The organism is Streptomyces sp. NPDC001219, from assembly GCF_053597915.1.
In genome coordinates, this window is sequence record NZ_JBSFJF010000012.1 from 86,385 (window position 1) to 102,722 (window position 16,338).

21 protein-coding genes are annotated in these 16,338 nt (G+C 71.6%); 4 read left to right on the forward strand and 17 right to left on the reverse strand.

Annotation, left to right across the window (positions count from 1 at the left end; genetic code table 11):
- Positions 1-294: 294 nt before the first annotated feature.
- Positions 295-816, reverse strand: coding sequence for a GNAT family N-acetyltransferase (locus ACWC9R_RS10415; protein ID WP_450730283.1), 522 nt, complete (start codon positions 814-816; stop codon positions 295-297).
- Between the two features lie 155 nt (positions 817-971).
- Positions 972-2,393 carry a helix-turn-helix domain-containing protein gene (locus tag ACWC9R_RS10420; protein WP_450730285.1) on the reverse strand — a complete coding sequence of 474 codons (1,422 nt, stop codon included), beginning with the start codon at positions 2,391-2,393 and terminating at the stop codon, positions 972-974.
- Between the two features lie 196 nt (positions 2,394-2,589).
- Here ACWC9R_RS10420 and ACWC9R_RS10425 point away from each other — a divergent pair, with 196 nt between their 5' ends.
- Positions 2,590-3,261: a DUF4232 domain-containing protein gene (locus ACWC9R_RS10425; RefSeq protein ID WP_450730286.1), complete on the forward strand. Its 672-nt coding sequence runs from the start codon at positions 2,590-2,592 to the stop codon at positions 3,259-3,261.
- A gap of 97 nt (positions 3,262-3,358) precedes the next feature.
- Here ACWC9R_RS10425 and ACWC9R_RS10430 read toward each other — a convergent pair whose 3' ends face one another.
- Positions 3,359-3,730, reverse strand: coding sequence for a low affinity iron permease family protein (locus ACWC9R_RS10430; RefSeq protein WP_450730288.1), 372 nt, complete (start codon positions 3,728-3,730; stop codon positions 3,359-3,361).
- Complete coding sequence (locus ACWC9R_RS10435; RefSeq protein WP_450730290.1) at positions 3,708-4,019, reverse strand: DUF6479 family protein; 312 nt, start codon at positions 4,017-4,019, stop codon at positions 3,708-3,710. Before ACWC9R_RS10435 ends, ACWC9R_RS10430 begins: the two co-directional genes overlap by 23 nt.
- A gap of 253 nt (positions 4,020-4,272) precedes the next feature.
- Between ACWC9R_RS10435 and ACWC9R_RS10440 the strand changes: the two genes are divergently transcribed.
- Together ACWC9R_RS10440 and ACWC9R_RS10445 are read left to right on the forward strand one after the other, a co-directional pair.
- Entirely contained in the window at positions 4,273-4,599 is a 327-nt protein-coding gene (locus tag ACWC9R_RS10440; protein WP_450730292.1) for a plasmid stabilization protein, read from the forward strand.
- A gap of 149 nt (positions 4,600-4,748) precedes the next feature.
- A complete protein-coding gene (locus tag ACWC9R_RS10445; protein WP_450730293.1) occupies positions 4,749-4,904 on the forward strand; it encodes a DUF6131 family protein in 156 nt (51 codons plus the stop codon).
- A gap of 112 nt (positions 4,905-5,016) precedes the next feature.
- Here ACWC9R_RS10445 and ACWC9R_RS10450 read toward each other — a convergent pair whose 3' ends face one another.
- The 7 genes from ACWC9R_RS10450 to ACWC9R_RS10480 all read right to left on the reverse strand — a co-directional run bounded on the left by ACWC9R_RS10450 (position 5,017) and on the right by ACWC9R_RS10480 (position 10,483).
- Positions 5,017-6,015, reverse strand: coding sequence for an ornithine cyclodeaminase family protein (locus ACWC9R_RS10450; RefSeq protein WP_450730295.1), 999 nt, complete (start codon positions 6,013-6,015; stop codon positions 5,017-5,019).
- Complete coding sequence (locus ACWC9R_RS10455) at positions 6,012-7,145, reverse strand: aminotransferase class I/II-fold pyridoxal phosphate-dependent enzyme (protein WP_450730297.1); 1,134 nt, start codon at positions 7,143-7,145, stop codon at positions 6,012-6,014. Before ACWC9R_RS10455 ends, ACWC9R_RS10450 begins: the two co-directional genes overlap by 4 nt.
- On the reverse strand, positions 7,142-7,795 hold the full coding sequence (locus ACWC9R_RS10460) for a helix-turn-helix transcriptional regulator (RefSeq protein WP_450730299.1): 654 nt from the start codon (positions 7,793-7,795) through the stop codon (positions 7,142-7,144). The genes ACWC9R_RS10455 and ACWC9R_RS10460 overlap by 4 nt, the downstream gene beginning before the upstream one ends.
- A 25-nt stretch (positions 7,796-7,820) precedes the next feature.
- Positions 7,821-8,693, reverse strand: a complete 873-nt coding sequence (locus ACWC9R_RS10465; RefSeq protein WP_450730301.1) for a MerR family transcriptional regulator — start codon at positions 8,691-8,693, stop codon at positions 7,821-7,823.
- A 68-nt stretch (positions 8,694-8,761) separates the two neighbouring features.
- Positions 8,762-9,028, reverse strand: a complete 267-nt coding sequence (locus ACWC9R_RS10470; protein ID WP_450730303.1) for a DUF4190 domain-containing protein — start codon at positions 9,026-9,028, stop codon at positions 8,762-8,764.
- Positions 9,025-9,198, reverse strand: a complete 174-nt coding sequence (locus tag ACWC9R_RS10475; RefSeq protein ID WP_450730305.1) for a hypothetical protein — start codon at positions 9,196-9,198, stop codon at positions 9,025-9,027. The genes ACWC9R_RS10470 and ACWC9R_RS10475 overlap by 4 nt, the downstream gene beginning before the upstream one ends.
- 79 nt (positions 9,199-9,277) lie before the next feature.
- The gene (locus ACWC9R_RS10480; protein ID WP_450730307.1) at positions 9,278-10,483 is read right to left on the reverse strand and encodes a PP2C family protein-serine/threonine phosphatase; all 1,206 of its coding nucleotides are present in this window, start codon (positions 10,481-10,483) and stop codon (positions 9,278-9,280) included.
- Positions 10,484-11,030: 547 nt separating this feature from the next.
- Here ACWC9R_RS10480 and ACWC9R_RS10485 point away from each other — a divergent pair.
- Positions 11,031-11,390, forward strand: a complete 360-nt coding sequence (locus tag ACWC9R_RS10485; protein WP_450730308.1) for an STAS domain-containing protein — start codon at positions 11,031-11,033, stop codon at positions 11,388-11,390.
- An 83-nt stretch (positions 11,391-11,473) separates the two neighbouring features.
- Here the strand turns inward: ACWC9R_RS10485 and ACWC9R_RS10490 are convergent, their stop codons facing one another.
- From ACWC9R_RS10490 to ACWC9R_RS10515, 6 genes are all read right to left on the reverse strand, one after another.
- The gene (locus tag ACWC9R_RS10490) at positions 11,474-11,884 is read right to left on the reverse strand and encodes an ATP-binding protein (RefSeq protein ID WP_450730309.1); all 411 of its coding nucleotides are present in this window, start codon (positions 11,882-11,884) and stop codon (positions 11,474-11,476) included.
- 126 nt (positions 11,885-12,010) lie between these two features.
- The gene (locus ACWC9R_RS10495; RefSeq protein ID WP_450730311.1) at positions 12,011-13,297 is read right to left on the reverse strand and encodes a PP2C family protein-serine/threonine phosphatase; all 1,287 of its coding nucleotides are present in this window, start codon (positions 13,295-13,297) and stop codon (positions 12,011-12,013) included.
- On the reverse strand, positions 13,294-14,307 hold the full coding sequence (locus ACWC9R_RS10500; protein ID WP_450730313.1) for a SpoIIE family protein phosphatase: 1,014 nt from the start codon (positions 14,305-14,307) through the stop codon (positions 13,294-13,296). Before ACWC9R_RS10500 ends, ACWC9R_RS10495 begins: the two co-directional genes overlap by 4 nt.
- Positions 14,304-14,750 carry an ATP-binding protein gene (locus ACWC9R_RS10505; protein ID WP_450730408.1) on the reverse strand — a complete coding sequence of 149 codons (447 nt, stop codon included), beginning with the start codon at positions 14,748-14,750 and terminating at the stop codon, positions 14,304-14,306. The genes ACWC9R_RS10500 and ACWC9R_RS10505 overlap by 4 nt, the downstream gene beginning before the upstream one ends.
- Before the next feature lie 7 nt (positions 14,751-14,757).
- Positions 14,758-15,174 carry an STAS domain-containing protein gene (locus tag ACWC9R_RS10510; protein ID WP_450730314.1) on the reverse strand — a complete coding sequence of 139 codons (417 nt, stop codon included), beginning with the start codon at positions 15,172-15,174 and terminating at the stop codon, positions 14,758-14,760.
- On the reverse strand, positions 15,171-16,046 hold the full coding sequence (locus ACWC9R_RS10515) for an STAS domain-containing protein (protein WP_450730316.1): 876 nt from the start codon (positions 16,044-16,046) through the stop codon (positions 15,171-15,173). Before ACWC9R_RS10515 ends, ACWC9R_RS10510 begins: the two co-directional genes overlap by 4 nt.
- Between the last annotated feature and the right edge of the window lie 292 nt (positions 16,047-16,338).

Below are 16,338 nucleotides of genomic sequence, written 5' to 3' on the forward strand. Positions count from 1 at the left end.
ACCTGCGGACTACCTGAGGATCTTTCTGGTTGTGCCGTGGTTCTGTCCAACCGGACCCCGGGAGGAGGGGGCGTCGTTACCGGTCCCGGAACCAGCTCTCTACCATCCGGAACGTGGAGCAGCCGTGCGAGGTGCGCCGGCTCTTCGCGGGTGTCGATGAGTGCGTCGATCTCGCGGCTGTGGAGTACTGCGGGCGCACGCAACTCCTTTTCCAGCAGTCCAGCTCGCCGCGGGAGCCGAGTTCACCGTGGTGGACTCCTTGAGTTCACGGACCCCGCCACATGAGATGACTTCTCAGGAGCGCGCGTCAGAATTCGCTGCCCTGCCGGGCCAGGTGATCTCGTAGTACCTCAGGCGTTCGTCCTCCGCGACCAGTTGCATGCCGACGGCGGTCATGACGTGCTGGGAGGCGACGTTGTCGTGGTCCGTGTCGCCCTTGACGCAGGTGATGCCGTGGGCGCGGGCGAACGTCAGGAGTGCGCGGAGTGCTTCGGAGGCGTAGCCCCTGCCGTGTGCGGAGGGACTCAGGCCGTAGCCGATCGTCACGCTGCCGTTGTGGTCGGCGGGGCCGTGAAAGCCCAGACCGCCGATGGCCTGTGCGCGGTCGCGGAGCCGGATCTCGTAGGCGCCGAACGGCTGGGGGTTTCCCGTGCCCGCGCAGACGCTCAGGAAGCGCCTGGCTCCGGCGGCGTCCCCCGCGGTGGGGTAGTCCGGCGCCCACCGCGCATCGCCGTCCGGCTCGCCCGCCACCAGTCGTTCCGCCTCGCCGGGGCTCAGCGGATGAAGGATGAGCCGCGCCGTCACAAGATCGTCCATGGCGTTGGAGTATCACGGTGGACGGGCGGATCGCATGCGCATTACCTGGCCGGCCCGTCCCCGGCCCACACCGTCATCCAAGGGCACCGCGTCCGTGAGCGCGGCGTATGAGCCGCTCGGTATGGCGCGGTGCCCTTCGGCGGCGCGGGGCGTGGCTACTTCGCCCGCTCGATCCACTCGCTGCCGCCCAGCGGGTAGTCGTAGCCGGGGCGTCCGGCGTTGGCGCTGGTGCGGAACGGGGCGCCGTTGTTGTTGATGTGCACGGTGCCGTGGCGGTCACCGCTGGACCAGTCCAGGGAGAGGTCCCAGCGGACGTCGTGCGCCTTGGTGTGGGCGTTGATGTAGAAGACCTCCGGGTCGGACTCGCTGATCTTGTACGGGAAGTCGCGCTGGCCGTTCTTGACGGTGACCGTGGGCCTGCCCTTGTCGAGGTCGACGTCGAAGGACTTGGTCTCGACGTTGCCGCCGCATCCGACGCCCATCGAGTAGTCGTTCCAGCCGAGCGGGGCGCCCTTGGCGACGACGCGTACGTGCAGCGCCTCCAGGACGACGGTGTCCTTCCGGGTGCCCTGCACGGTCAGGGCGACCCGCTGCTCCCCCGAGGAGACCGCGCCGTACGCGGCGGCCCACCGGGGCGCGTCCTGCTCGCCGGCGGGCGGGCCGACCTGCTCGGGCTCACTGTCGACGAGGAAGTGCTGGCTGCACGGACTGTCGTAGACATAGGGGCGGGTGCCGACGTTGACCGGTACGCCGCCGTCGTGCTCGGGGGCGCCCCCGCCCTTGCGCTCGACCGACGCCGACTCCGAAGCCGAGGCGGAGGGTTCGCCGGTCTTGGCGCCCCGGGACGGGGAGGGAGCGGCCGAGGCGGACGGCGGCTTGTCCTTCGCCCGGCCGGTAGCGGTATCCGTACCGGCGGGGATGCCCGCGGTCCCGGCTGCTCGGTCGGCCTTCCCGTCGTCGCCCCCGCCGCCGGCGGACGGCAGGTTCACGGCGAGCACGACGGCTCCCAGAACGGCGGCCGCGGCGACCGAGGCCAGGAGCGCGGTGCGGTGCCGACGGGGCCGTACGGAAGCGGCCGGGACGGTGCCGACCGCGACCGGTTCCTCGCTTCCGCCGGACTCGCCGCGCTCAGCGCCCTCGGACGCCGGCCCCGCCCCACCACCCGTCACCTCGGGCGGCCCACCGCCCGCATCGGCGGCGTCCCCCACCCGGTCTCCGGCACCGGTCACCGCTGCTGCGGGGGCCGGCGCCTCCGCGGACGCGCCGGCCCCCGCACCGCGCGGCGCCGCGTCCGGTCCCTTCCGCCTCCGCGCCGCGTCCGCCAGAATCCACCGCCGGTGCAGCTCGACCAGTTCCTCGGGGCTCGCCCGGCACACCCGGGCGAGCCGCTCGACCGGCGCGTAATCGACCGGCACCGCACTGCCGTTGCAGTAGCGGTGCAGCGTCGACGTACTCATGTGCAGCCGTTTGGCGAGCGTGCCGTAGCTCAGCCCCGAGCGTTCCTTGAACCCCCGCAGCAGCTCCGCGAACGCGTCCGCATCCCCGCCAGCCCCTGTCGCCCCTGTCGCACCGGACACCGTTGTTCCCCTCCCCGCGTGGCCCGACGCGTCCCGTTCCCGCGTTCCAGGCGTCTTCATTTCCCCCGGTCACAGCCCGCTTACGCGTTCCAGCATCCCCAACTGCCCGGTATGCGTGGCCGCTGGGACGAATCACCCCACATGCTCCGGACATCCAAGCACCACACCCACCGCACCTCCGAAGGGGCTCACCGACATGTCCAGCTTCCGTACCTCCCGCGCCCGGGTCCTGACCGCAGCCGCGGCCGGCGCGCTCGCCGTCCTGTCCCTGACGGCGTGCGGCGACGGCTCCGGCGCCCGTAACGAAGGAGCGTCCGCGAAGGCCTCCGGTTCCTCCCAGGTAGACGCGAAGTCCGCGTCCGCCGGTTCACAGCCGGTCGCGAACGCGCCCCTGACGAAGACCTCCGCGGCCGGGATCGGCACCTCCCGCACCGGCGCCAAGGCCACCACCTGCCAGGGCTCCAACACCAAGACGGTCGCTGCCCCCCTGACCCGTCCCGTCAACCACATGCTGCTCACGGTCACCAACACCAGCCGCAGCACCTGCTACCTCTACGGCTACCCGGCCGTCCGCTTCGGCGAGGCCCAGTCCGTGCCGCCGGTCATCGAGGCGTCCCACCCGCAGGCCGTCGTCACCCTCAAGCCGGGCGAGTCCGGCTACGCCTCGGTGAACCTGTCCGCGACCGACGGCAGCGGCTCCCACGGCCGTACGGAGAAGTCCCTGACCGTCTACTTCCAGGGCCCCTCCGGCAATGGCAGCGTCGGCACCGGCGCCCGCCCCTCACTCCCCGCCAAGGGCGTCTACATCGACGACTCCCTCAAGGTCACCTACTGGCAGCAGTCGATGGACGACGCCGTCATCTGGTAACCACCGCACGTCTCCGCGCCGTTGTACCGCCGGCCGGCGGTACAACGGCGCCGCGGTCGCAGCCAGGCCCGTCAGGCGCGGGCGGTGCGGCGCCGCGTCAGGTCTCCTCCTCCAGGCGGATGGCCTTCCTGAGATTCTCGGCGGCCTGACCACCGCCCTTCTGCTCACGCTCCTCCAGCAGGGCCGCCGCCAGGGCGTCCAGCTTGCGCTGGACGGCATGTTCCGCGCGCAGCTCGGAGTTCTTCAGCAGAGCGAGGAGCAGCAGGGTGACCGCGGCCATGAGGTCGCCGGTCACCACTTGCCACTCCAGGGGCAGATGCGCGAGATGAACGGCCACGAAGAGGGCGACCAGGGCCAGACAGATGAGGAAGAAGGCGGGCGAGCTGGTGAACAGCGAAGCCTTCTCGGCGAACTCGGCGAACCGGCCTCGCTTCTCGCCGCTTCGGCTAGCGGGGTGGCGTACGGCCATGGCCTTCGTCCTCTTCTTTCAGCGCGTGCGGGGAGCGTCGCTGCTCCGTTCGGGCGAGTTCCCCGGTCTCCCGGCTCCCCATGACGTCGCCGACCGGCCCGCCCGCCGGCAGCCGCGGCTGTTCCTCGGGACGGGGTGGACCGGGCTCGCGGGCCTTGTGCCGCCGCCCCCACACGAAGGCCGCGAGCAGCAGGGCTACCAGGGCGAGGCCCGCGATGACGAGCAGCAGATCGCCCGTCCCGTCGGCGGCGGCCAGTTGTCCGGGCAGGGTCAGCGGGGATGCGGACATGGTCACAGTCTCCATCCGGGCCGGTTACCCGACGAGGCGAGAGCTACCCGCACGGGGCGGACCGCCGTTGCCGTGCGGTGCCGGGCCGTCGTGCCGTCCCGGGCGGTGAGCGGCCCGGACGTCGGACCGGTCGGCTCACAGATGTCGCGCCGCACGTGCATGGGGCGTGAACTGGAAGGTGCGTCGTCGCGGCCCGCCGATCCACCGGGCCGTGAGCACGACAGCCACAGGAGCGCGACCGAGGAGCTGCATCATGCCTGCGGGTTCGAGCAAGAAGCGTGAGCGTCAGTACGCGCACATCAAGGAACAGGCCGAGGAACGGGGCACCTCCGAGAAGCGGGCGAAGGAGATCGCCGCGCGCACCGTCAACAAGGAACGCGCCCGCTCCGGCGAGGCGAAGTCCGCGAGCAGGGCCTCCATCCGGGACCCGAAGTCGGCCCCGCAGCGCGGCGGCGAGCGCTCCCACAAGGGACCGGTGAGCCCCACCAGGGACCAGCTGTACGAAGAGGCCAGGAGGAAGAACATCGATGGCCGCTCCCAGATGAACAAGGAACAGCTCCGCAAAGCCGTCGGCCGCTGAAGCGACGTGCTCATGCGGTCACGGGGCCACGCCCCTCGTCCGCCCCGCCCCGCCCGGCCGTGGCGTGCACCGGTCCGTTTCGCAGCAGTTGCCGTGGCCGCGGTCCGGGATCACAGTGAAGACAACACTCGTGCGAGATCGGAGTCGTGATGGTCGTTCTCGGCATCATCCTTCTGGTCATCGGATTCGTGACGGGGCTGGCCTTCCTGTGGACGATTGGCATCGTGCTCGTGGCCATCGGCGCGATTCTGTGGCTCCTGGGCGCGACGGGGCACGCCGTCGCGGGACGGAAGCACTACTGGTAGCGCCGACGGCGTTCCGCTGTCGGCGGGAGCCGCTGCGGAGCGTGCCGAGGACCAGCTGCCCGCCGACGGGTGCCCGCTCGAGGTGAGCGGGCACCCGTCGGCACATCCACCTCTACTGACCCGGCACGTCAGCGGAGAACGGGCGGGCCGTGGCGCCCTCACGGCCCGCCTGCCGGGTCACCTCCCGCAGGACCGCGGCGGCGAGGGCCGCGTCGAGTGCGCCCACGCCGGTCAGGTCCGCCAGGGTGACCGCTTCGTCGGGCCGCTCCGAGGGCTTCTCAATTAGAAGGCCGAGGGGGGTGTCAGCGGTGGCGGTGACGGTCCCGGCGCGGACGGCGTGGCCGAAGTCGCCGTGCTGCAGACACTGCTCGTGGTCGTCGGTCGCGATCAGTGCGGCACGGCTGAACAGCTCCGGGGGAAGCTCGTTCTTGTGGGGCATGTCGGTGCCGATCCCGGTGATGTGCGCGCCGTCGCGGACATGGGCGGCGTCCAGGACCGGGGCCGAAGCGGGGGTGGTGGTGACGACGATGTCCGCGCCGGCGGCCTCCTCGGCCGAGGCGGGCCGGGCGTCGTGCCCCTGGGCCCGGAGCTCCTCGCACAGCGCTCGGACGCGGTGCGGGCTGCGGCCGTGGACGAACACCCTGCTGATCGGGCGGAGTCGGGTGAGCCAGGCGACCTGGAGCCGGGCCTGTTCTCCGGTGCCGAAGACGGCCAGGGTGGTCGCACGGGGACGCGCCATGGCGTGGGTGATCAGCGCGCCGGCGGCGGCGGTGCGCCACGCGGTGAGCAGTCCCCGGTCGTCGAGGATCGCCCGGACCTCGCCGGTCCGGGCGCTGACGACGCAGACCAGGCCGTGGTTGGAGGGCAGGCCGGCCGCGGGGTTGCGGTAGAAGCCGGTCGCGATCTTGACGATGAAGTCGGGGGCACCGGTGACCCAGCCCGCTTTGACGTGGCAGTCCCCGTCGGCGTCGGGGAACTGCAGGTGCAGCGGCGGTGGCACGGTGGTGCGGCCGTGGGCGTGGGCGATCAGCGCGTCGCGGACGGTGGCGAGGACCAGGTGCGGGGTGGCGGCCCGTTCGATGGCGGCGGCCCCGACGACGGGCCGGGTCACCGGTGGGCCCGCATCCACCGGGTGAGGGCGGCCAGGCCCGCTTCCGGGTGGGCACGGCCGATGCCGATACGGAACCGGTCGGTGGGGGTGGGGGTGAGGTCGGAGCGGTAGATGCTCGCGGGCAGCAGCAGGACGCCGGCCTCCTCCACGAGGCGGGTGCAGAACTCCTCGACTCCTTCCGGGCCGAGGTAGCGGGGGTAGGCGACACAGCCGCCGTCCGGGGCCTGCCAGGCGAAGTCGTCCGGGAACTCGGCGAAGAAGGCGTCGAAGAGCGGAAGGTTCCCGGCGATCAGGGCCCGGTTGCGGTCCCAGAGCGTCGTACGGGCCTTGAGCGCGATGCGGGCCAGGACCTCGCTGGGGGCGGAATTGCAGATGGTGGTGTAGTGCTTGGCCCGCTCCAGCCGGGAGAGCAGGGCGCGGTCGCGGCAGGTGATCCAGCCGATCCGCAAGCCCGGCAGGCCCAGGGACTTGGAGGTCACGTTCAGCGACAGGGCGCGCTCGGACAGGTCCGCGGCCTGCGGCAGGGTCCGGGCCGGATCGCGCTCCAGGCCGCGGTAGACCTCGTCGCTGAACAGGTGGATGCCGCGCTCGTCACACAGCCGCGCCAGCTCGGTGAAGCCGGCGGCGCTGATGACCTTGCCGGTGGGGTTGTTGGGGAAGTTCACCGACACCACCCGGGTGTTCGGCCGGATCGCCGCCCTGATCCGGTCGAGGTCCAGGGCCCAGTCGCGGTCCGGGTCGAGGGCGACACCGGTGACCTCGCACAGCGCCAGCGGCACGGTCTCCGCCGCCTGGTAGTTGGGCGTCACCACCACCGCGTGGTCACCGGCGTCGAGCAGCACGTTCATCGCCAGGTACAGGGCTTCCTCGGCGCCCGCGAAGCAGAGGACGTCCGCGGCGTCCGCCCGCTCGTACATCTGGGCGATCACCTCGCGCAGGGCGGGATCGCCGTAGGTCTCGGTGTAGCCCAGCGACAGGTTCTCGAAGGCGGCCCGGTCCCGGTCGTCCGCCAGGGCGAGCACCTCGGAGAGCGTCATGGTCTGTACGTCGGAGGCGGTCATGTGGTGCCGCGCGGTGAACTCCCAGCGGGAGAAGTACGTTTCCAGCCGGAAGTCGGGCAGCCGGGTCATCGTGCTCGGTCCTTCGCGTCGGGGGTCCGGAGTTCGGCCAGCAGGCCGTAGACGGTGGATCGGGAGACCCGCAGCGCGCCGGCGACCACCGGGGCGGCACGGCGTACGGCGAAGACCTTGGCCTCGTCCAGCCGGGCGACGACGGCCAGGCGGTCGGCACGGGTCAGCCGCTCCACCGGCCGGCCGCACTCGCGCACGTAGCCGCCGACGATGTGCTGGACACGCTCGCTCCAGTCCTCCTCGAACAGCGGCTCCGGCCGGGAGACCGACGGTGCGCCGAAAGCGGAGAGCACGGCCGCGGCCTGCTCCAGCGGCGTGCGGTCGAGATTGACGCACAGCACCGCCGACGCCCTGCCCTCCGCGTCGCGCAGCACCGCGCTGACCGAGGACAGCCGCCGGCCGTCCGCCAGCAGCTTCTCGTACGGCCCGAACACGTCCCGGGCCGACGGATCGAGTGCGTCCAGCTCACCCAGCAAGGACGGGTCCCCCGGCCCACGCGAGCCGGTCGGATTCCAGATCGCCAGAATCCGGTCGCTGTCCGGATCATGCAGGACCACCTCGGCGTACGGACCGAGCAGCAGCGCCACGGCCTGGCACGCCGGTCCCCACATCCGCACGCGAGGGTCGCTGCCCTCCTCCACGGCTTCCATGTCTGGACTGTACGTCCAGACTGGACTAAAAGTCCATCTCCTTCAGCAGGGCGGCAGGCCCGCAGGTCATCCCCTCGTCGAGCGCGCGGATCGCCGCAGCGGTCTCGATGCCGTCGTCGTGCAGCACATGGCGCAGGCGGGTGATGTCGACGTACGCGGCGTCGAGGGGGTACGGGACCAGGCGGGAGAGCGCGGTGCAGTACTTGGCGATCGAGGACCGGCCCGGGATGAAGATCGACAGTTCGTCCCGGGCCTCGAAGGTCTGCACCTCCAGATCGCCGGGCAGCGCCGCAAGGGTGCCCTCGTCCGCCGTGACGGGAATCTTCACCAGCCAGGACTCCTCCTCGCCCGCGACGGTCCGCCGCCGCTGCTCCGGGGTCTCGTTGGCCAGGGTGTACCAAGGGGGCCCCGGCACGACGGCCCCGCAGGACTCCACGGTCCTGACCACGTCCCGCGCGGTGGCGGCGATGGCGGCATCGACCTCGTCCCACGCACGCTGGTCGCACACGACCGAGGTGCCGGGCACCAGCTTCGAGACCACCGTCATCCCGGGTGTGTGGCACCGGCGCACCTCCGGCCACGAGGCGAAGAACCTGCGCGCGTCCCTGATCGCCTCGTCCTGGGCCTGCCGCAGGCGCTCCACCTCCGCACTGTGCTCCTGCAGCAGAGCCGGGGCGGTGTCCGGTTCGCCGAGAGCCCGCCGGACGAGCTTGACGCTCATCCCCGTGCCGCGCAGGACGGTGACCAGCATGGCCTGTTCGGCCTGCTCCAGCAGGTACGAGCGGTAGCCGGTCTGCTCGTCGACATGGGCCGGGACGAGCAGACCCTCGGAGTGGTAGTACCGCAGCGTCTGTGGCGGCAGATGGCACATTTCGCTGAATTCGCTGATCGACAACATGACGCCATGGTCGTCGTTACAGCAACTGCAAGGTCAAGCCCCCGGGGCCGGTAGCCGACGGCCGGCTCTCAGAGGTGCCAGCTGAGGGTGCCGCTGTGCGCGGACAGCACCACCAGCAGCACGAGATCGACGGTGCCGAAGAGCAGGCCCAGGGAGGCGCGCAGGCGCCGGATGGTCCCGCGGCGGAGGGCCGCCGCGCCGAAGAACAGGGCGCACGGGCCGAGGAAGAGGTTGAACACCAGCAGGCCCAGCAGCCCGCAGACGAACGCGGCGACCGCCATGCGGTCGGCCTGAGGGTGCGAACCGGTCTTCAGGGGAATCCGCAGCGACGTCATCGGCCGGCTCCCTTCGTCGCGCGGCCCGCCTTGTGGCGCTCCCTCGCGAAGAAGACCGCCAGCCAGGCGGTGATGGCGATGCCGGCGACGACCGTGACGGGTACGGGGACGTGCCCCGCGGTCCCCAGGAGTGCGCCGAACAGGAACAGGGCCACGACCAAGAAGAGCATGATCCGCCTTTCCGTAGGGGTCGGCAGGGTGCCGGCATCGGGACACCGGCGAGCTTGAGGCTCCTGCTGGTGACACCCGCTACGCCCTTGGAGCGGTGCCTTGTCCCGCGTACCCGGAACGGCCGCTTCTAAAGGGGCCGTCCCCGGCGTCCGCCGCCCTCCCCGGTCCCGCCGCCGGGTCTCCCCGCCGTCCGAACCAGTCGACACACAGCACCAGGGAGTCGTCCGGTGAGGCGGCCTCGCGGTGTGCGGCCAGGTCACGGAGTACGGCACGGGGCACGTCGGCGGCCGGGAGCAACCGGCCGACGTGGATGGTCCGGGCCAGGGCGCGCTCCACGTAGGCCTCCCCCCGCGGGGAACGCGCCCCGTACACGCCGTCGCTGACGATGAGCAGCCGGTCCCCGGGCAGTACCTCGAACTCCTGCGGCTTGTAATGGGTCTCCTCGAACATGCCGAGCGGCATCTGGCCGTCGAGTTCGATGCGCTCGACGGTCCGTCTCCGCAGTCGCCACAGCTGGGGCGAACCGGCGTCCACGGCCTGGACCCGGCCGTTCGCGAGGTCGAAGCACAGCAGCAGGGTGGACACATGGGCGGCGCCCCGGTACTGGGCGTAGACGGCCTGGTCGGCCAGTGCCGCCTGGTCCTCGATACCGATCCCCGCCCGGCGCGCGTTGCGCAGCGCGTTCACGGCGAGATGGGTGAGCATCGAGGCGGCGACGCCGGTGCCCGTGCCGTCGGTGACGGCGAGGGTCAGCTCGTCGGCGTCCGAGGCCCAGTCGTAGTTGTCGCCGTGGCTGTCATAGGCGGGTTCGAGCTGGGCGCCGATGGCGTACTCGGCGGCGGAACAGGCGCTGGCGGGCAGGAGTTGCCACTGCATCTCGGCGGCGAGACTGAGCCGGCTGAGGCGTCGCGCCCGCCGGTAGACGTCGGTGTCCCGCTCGGCCACCAGGAGTTCGTGGCCGAGCACACCGGCCGCGTGGACGAGGTCGTCGACGGCTTCCGGCAGGGACCGCTCGGCGGGCAGCCGTACGGTGAGAATGCCGGTGCGTTCCCCGCGGACGGTCACCGGAAGGTGGTGCTCGACGATCCCTCCCTGCCGGGTCCGGCTACGGGGTTGCTGACTGCCGAACGCCCTGCCCTCGGCGCTGTTGGCGACGGGGACCGGTACGGCGGCCGTTCCCGCCGTACCGAAGGGGGCCAGGGCCGTCGCCCCGTGGTCCGCGAGCAGCAACTCCACCGAGAGCGCTCCGTAGCCTTCGGCGAGTACCTCGCGAAGCGTGTCCACCAGAGCGTGCGGGGGCGAGGCTTGCAAGGCGCGTGCTACCCCAAGGCGTTGAGTCACGGTCTCTCAGGCATTCTTCGTCCGTGGACGAGGGCAAAGGCGGGGGTCGGCGGGGAACCGCGCCGCATGACGGAACAGGGTGGCCAAGGCTCCCGTCACGGTGGCCTCTTGGCCCCCGTGAGCGCGGAAGGACGGGCGCCCCGCGCACAGTTGCACCCGCCGAGGCAGGGAGGTGGGGCGGGAGACGGCCCGGTGCGTTCCAACGCGGCAGCCTCCTCCCCACTCGCACAGGAGGTGACGGCCCACGCTTCGTCGGCGGCCACGCTCATGTTCTGTCAGCGCGCGCGGCGGATCTCAGGCCGCTTCCGGTCTCAAGCCACGCCAGGCGCAGCCGCCTTGCTCCGTGACGAGAACAGATTGTTGCCTTATGGCGAATGTTGTCAAACGGCAACTATGGCTTCTATTCTGAGGGAGCTAGTCACGTGTCGTACGGACGGACCGGGAACGACGCGTCTCTCTCCAGCCGTCAGCCCCTACAGCGAGGTTCACCGTGCTGCCCCAGCCCAGTGGAGGCCGACCGATAGCGACGGAGAGAGTCGCGTGGCGCGGCCGGGACGCGCTGGTCGTCGCTCTCTCGGGACCGCTCGATCTCGACACCGTCGGGCCCCTCGAAGAATCCCTCGGGGCGGCGGCCGAGGACGGCAGCGCGGCAGTCGTCGTCGACCTCTCCGCGGCCACGTTCGCCGACTCCACCACGGTCAACGTCCTGCTGCAGGCGCACACCGCCCTGGGCCCGGCCCTGCGCCTCGCGGCCCCGTCCGCCTCACTGCGACGCCTCTTCACCATCACGGGACTGGACACGGTCCTGCCGCTCCACGAGTCCGTGACGGAAGCCCTCGCCGCCGGGTGACGGAGCAGGGCCGCGGCACCCAGGGCCGGGCCGCGCCCCGGGCGGCGTTGCCGCCGCTCCGCACGGCGCCCCGCGGACCGCGCTCAGCGCGCCAGGGCCGCCCGTACCGTCTTGCCGCCGGAGGACCCCGGGATGACCACGACGTCGAGAGCCAGGCTCTTCACCAGGGGCCATCCGAAGCCGCCGTTGCTGCCGGACAGGTCGGGGCGGCGCTCCTGCGGATGCGCGGAGCTGGGGTCCTCCACGGAGACCTCGATCCGCTCGCGGTCCGCGCGCAGGTGCACGGCCGTGACGGCACCGGCGTGCCGCAGCGCGTTCGCGACCAGCTCGGAGACCAGGAGCAGCACGTTCTGGGTGGTCCCCGAGGAGGGCTCCGGGCGGAGCAGCGCGGCGAAGTGTCTGACGACATCGCGGGCGTCCGCCGCGGAGTCCGGGTGGCAGACGCGGTAGGCCGACGGTGACGGGTGGTCGTCAAGCACGAGCTGGTGTTGCATGGTGTTCTCCTCCCGCTCGGTGGGGGCCCGTTCTCGGCTGCTGTTCATGACGCGTCTGCCCAGACATTCGCTCGGGAAAGATGGCGTGCGGCGTACGGCCGCCGTGGCGTGGAGAATTCAAGGCCGTCACGTCAGGGAGGTGCTCGGGGTCTTCGCCGCTCGGCGGACGGCCAGGGCGAGCGTGTCGTCGGGATGCAGGATGACCGTGTGCATGTCCTTCGCGACGGCGCCGGGGATCTCCTGCACCGGCCGCCGGGCATGGGCCCAGGCGCTCTTGACGAGCCGCGCCTCGCCTTCGATCGGATCGCGCCGGCTCTCGGTCAGTCCGTCGGTGTAGAGCACGAGCAGATCGCCCTCGTGCAGCGTGTCCTCCAGCACGGTCTCGCTCCCGGGGAGCGGGAAGCCGATCCCCCGGCCGCGGACCTCCAGGTAGTCGGAGGTCCCGTCGGCGCGTACGACCAGGGCCGGCGGGTGACTGCCGTTGGCCAGGCGGAGTGCCCCGGTTTCGGGGTCGATCCGCGCCAGCAGGACGGTGGCCATGGTCTCGGGGTCGAACGGCGCGAGGATGTCGTGGGTCCGGGCCACGATGGATTCCAGCGGGTGGCCTTCGAGGGCCAGGGTGCGCACCGCGTGTGTGACGTTGAGCGCGCTGCGGGTACTGCGCACCCCGTGGCCCAGCGCGTCCACGACCGTGATGTGCACCGTGCCGTCGGGAAGCAGGAGCCAGTCGTAGAAGTCGCCTCCGGTGGGGGCGTCGGTGTCGGCCGGGGCGTAGTGGACGGCGAATTCCAGACCGCTGACAGTGATCGGCGGGGGCCGTAGCGCGTCCTCCAGCTCCCGCAGGATCTGACCGTGCGCCCGCCGCAACCGCTCGTCCCTCTCCTCCAGTTGGATGTAGAGGGCGAGCACTCCGCTGTTGGTCTCGGCGAGTTCGTCCTTGAGCCGGTGCAGTTCGGTGGTGAGGGTGTCGACCCGGGAGAGCGCGGCGCGGAGATCACCTTCGAGCGCCGCGATCTCCGCCTCGTGCGCCACCGCCCCGTCGGCCTCCTGGGGAAAGCCCTGGGCGGGCACCGGGGCGGGACGCGGCGCCTCCTCCCCTTCGCCGAGGGGGAGGTACCAGGCAACGGCACCGTCGGGCGTGGGCTGCCCCCGCAGCGGAAGGTCGGTCAGGCTCGGCGACGCCGTGCTCCGGCCCGCGTGCAGGGTGACCGCCAGCAGTCTCCTGCCGTCGGGGACGGATTGTTCGACGGCCTCCAGGCGGACGGGGCCCTCGGCCTCGAAGGCGGCCGTGGCCATCTGGGACACGGACAGCAGCAGCCGCGCCGTGTTGTGGGACGGAAGCCGGTGCGCTGCGCAGACTTCCCGGACGGCGCGTCGCAGGCCCGGCAGGTTGTGGAAGGTATGGGGGGTCACGGAAGTCTCTGGCTGGGTCGGGCGGCGAGCACGGTCGCGTCGTCGCGGGTGAGGCGGTGGCTGTGGGCGAGGGACGCGGCGAGCAGGTGCGGCGGCAGCCGAAGCACGAAGGGCGAGGGCGCCTGGGCCCACCGCTGGTCGATGCCGTCGGAGTGCAGCACTGCGGTGGCCCCGGGCGGCACGGGGAAGGAGCGCACCTGCGGCACCGTCATCTTCAGGCCGGCTATACCGGGTTGGCCACTCAGGCGGTGGCCCACATCGAGCGCGGTCAGCGTCAGGACACGGACATTGCCGATACCGGTGTACTCCGCCCGGCCCGGGTGCAGGCGCAGCAGGCCCACCGCGGCGCCCCGGGTGCGGCGCAGCGCCCGGTGGAGGGCGGTGAGGAGTTCGGGCAGCGGGAGGTCCGGGGCCCGGTGAAAGGACCGGAGGGCCACCTGCGCGGCCTCGGCCGCTTCCGGGCCGTGACCGAGGCCGTCGACCACGACCGCGGTGCGGACGGTGCCCTGGTCGACGACGGCGTAGGCGTCGCCGCTCGTCTCCTCGCGCTCCGCCGGCAGACAGACCGCGCCCACCTCCTGCCCGGCCGGCGGTGCGGCGTCGGGATCACTGAGACGGGCCCGGACGAGGGTGCCGGTACCGGTCTGTGTACGGATGGTGAGGTCGGTCGCTATCCGCTTCACGGCGCCCAGGCCGGCACCGAGGGTGCTGCCGGTGGTGTAGCCGTCGGTGAAGCACTGCTGGAGTTTGCTGATGCCGGGCCCGTGGTCGGCGGCGACGATCTCCATCCCGCCGCCCAGGGGCAGGGGCTGGATGAACAGCGACCCGCCGGTCGCGTGATTGGCCAGGTTGCTGGCCAGTTCCGAGGCGATCACGGCGGCCTGGTCGGGCAGTGCTCCCGGCAGGGAGCAGCGCCCGGCGACCGCGCGTGCGGTCTCGGCGGCAAGATGGACGGCGCTGTAGTGGTCGACAGCGATGTGTGCCGTCGGCAGGGTCTCGGGAAGGGTCACCGCCCGGCCCATCGCGTGGCGATCACGGTCGTGCCCCGCCCGGACGAGGTGTGCAGTTCGAAGTCGTTCATCAACCGCCGGGCGCCCCCCAGGCCGTGGCCGAGTCCCGCGCCCGTCGTGAAGCCGTCGGTCAGCGCGGCGTCGACGTCCCCGATGCCGGGCCCGTCGTCCACGACCGTCAGACGCAGTCCGGTGTTTCCGCTCAGCGACAGATGCTCGATGGTCACGCTGCCCCCTCCGCCGTGGATGTAGGCGTTGCGCGCCAGCTCACTGGCGGCGGTGACCACCCGCGTCTGGTCGACGATGCTGAACCCGGCGCGCAGGGTGGCCGCACGCACCGCGTGGCGGACGGTCAGCAGGTCTTCTTCGGTGCGCACATGGTGAACCGTACGGCCTCCCTTTCCGTCGGCGGTGTCGTTCGCCCTGGTGGCCGCGGGAGCCACCGGGTCGTCAGTGCTCCGGGCGGAACTCACTCCGGCCCCCTCCGGACGGCTGCGGGCTCTGACGCCACCCCATCGCAGCCATGCCCTGTTCGGCGTTGAGTGCCGTCTCCACTCCGGTGAGCTGGAGTCCCAGCTCGACCAGGGTGATGGCGACCGGCGGCCGCATCCCGGCGACGATCACCCGGGCACCCAGCAGCCGCGCCGTGGTGGTCAGTTCCATCAGCGTGCGGGCGACGAAGGAGTCGACGATCTCCAGCCGGGAGATGTCGATCAGGACCCCGCGGGCTCCGTCGCTGGTGATGCGGCTGGTGAGTTCCTCGGTGAACGCCACGGCGGTCTTGTCGTCGAGTTCGTTGAGGAGACCTGTGACCAGGACGTCTCCCAGGCGCAGAATCGGGACGCCACCCGAGACGGGGGCATTCATCGCCTGTCCAGCGTGGCGATGTCCGACGCCGCGTCGGTGAGTTTCACGGCCTCGCCGAGAGCGTCGGCGAGGGTGGCGCGGGTCAGGATCGTCGACAGGTCGATGCCGAGCTGCGCGATGGTCTGCGCGATGGGCGGCCGGATTCCGCTGATGACGCAGTCCGCGCCCATCAGACGTACGGCGTTGACGGTGTGCATCAGATGCTGGGCGACAGCCGTGTCGACCGTGGGCACACCGGTGATGTCGATGATGGCGACCAGCGCCTCGTGCTCCTGGATGGCCTGGAGGAGGTTCTCCATCACCACCTGGGTGCGGGCGGTGTCGAGCGTGCCGATCAGCGGGACGGCCAGGACCTGGCGCCACAGCCTGACGACCGGGGTGGAGACCTCCAACAGCTGCTGGCTCTGCCGGCGGATGATCTCCTCACGGCCCTCGACGAAGACCTCGAAGGAGAGCGCGCCGGCGGTGTCCAGCAGGCGGTTGATCAGCACCGCACTGCCGAAGAGGTCCTCCCCTTCACGGGTGCGCCGCTGCACGGCCTCCAGCAGGACCTCCTTGAGCGACAGGACCGCCAGGGAGGTCGCGGTGGGCGAGACGCCCCGGCGGGCACGGCGCAGCGAGATCTCGGACACCGTCCGGTGCATCTCCTCGTGCGAGGTGACCAGCCGCTCGACCGGAACGCCGAGTTCCAGGCCGGAGAGCAGGGCACCGACCAGCGCGTCGGCCTCCTCGCCCAGCTCGGCCTCGCTCACGTCCCCGTCCAGGGAGGGCTGCGCCAGCTGCAACCGCACCCAGCGGTCCGAGATCTCATCGGCCTCTTCGCGCAGCGCGTTCGTGACCCGCTCGCGTGCGGCAGCCTCAGCGGAAACCAACTCTTTGTCCTTTCGGTCCGGCCCGTCCGACCGTGTCGGGACTTCTCGCCCGGCGGTGCGGCCGGGCCCACCCGCACTCATCGATAATTGCCTTCCGGCAAATGTTAGCGAGCGCGATCAAGCGTTGATAGGCGCGGGCCCCCTCTTCACCCGCCGAGACGGAGAACGGCCGGACGGCCGAATCGGTGCGGTGTTTTTGCGGCTGAAGAGGAGATATGAGATCCGGGATTCCCGGCGATACGGCGGCCCGGCGGGGTCCTGGGCCGAGCGCGTGACCAGCACCGCGCGCGAC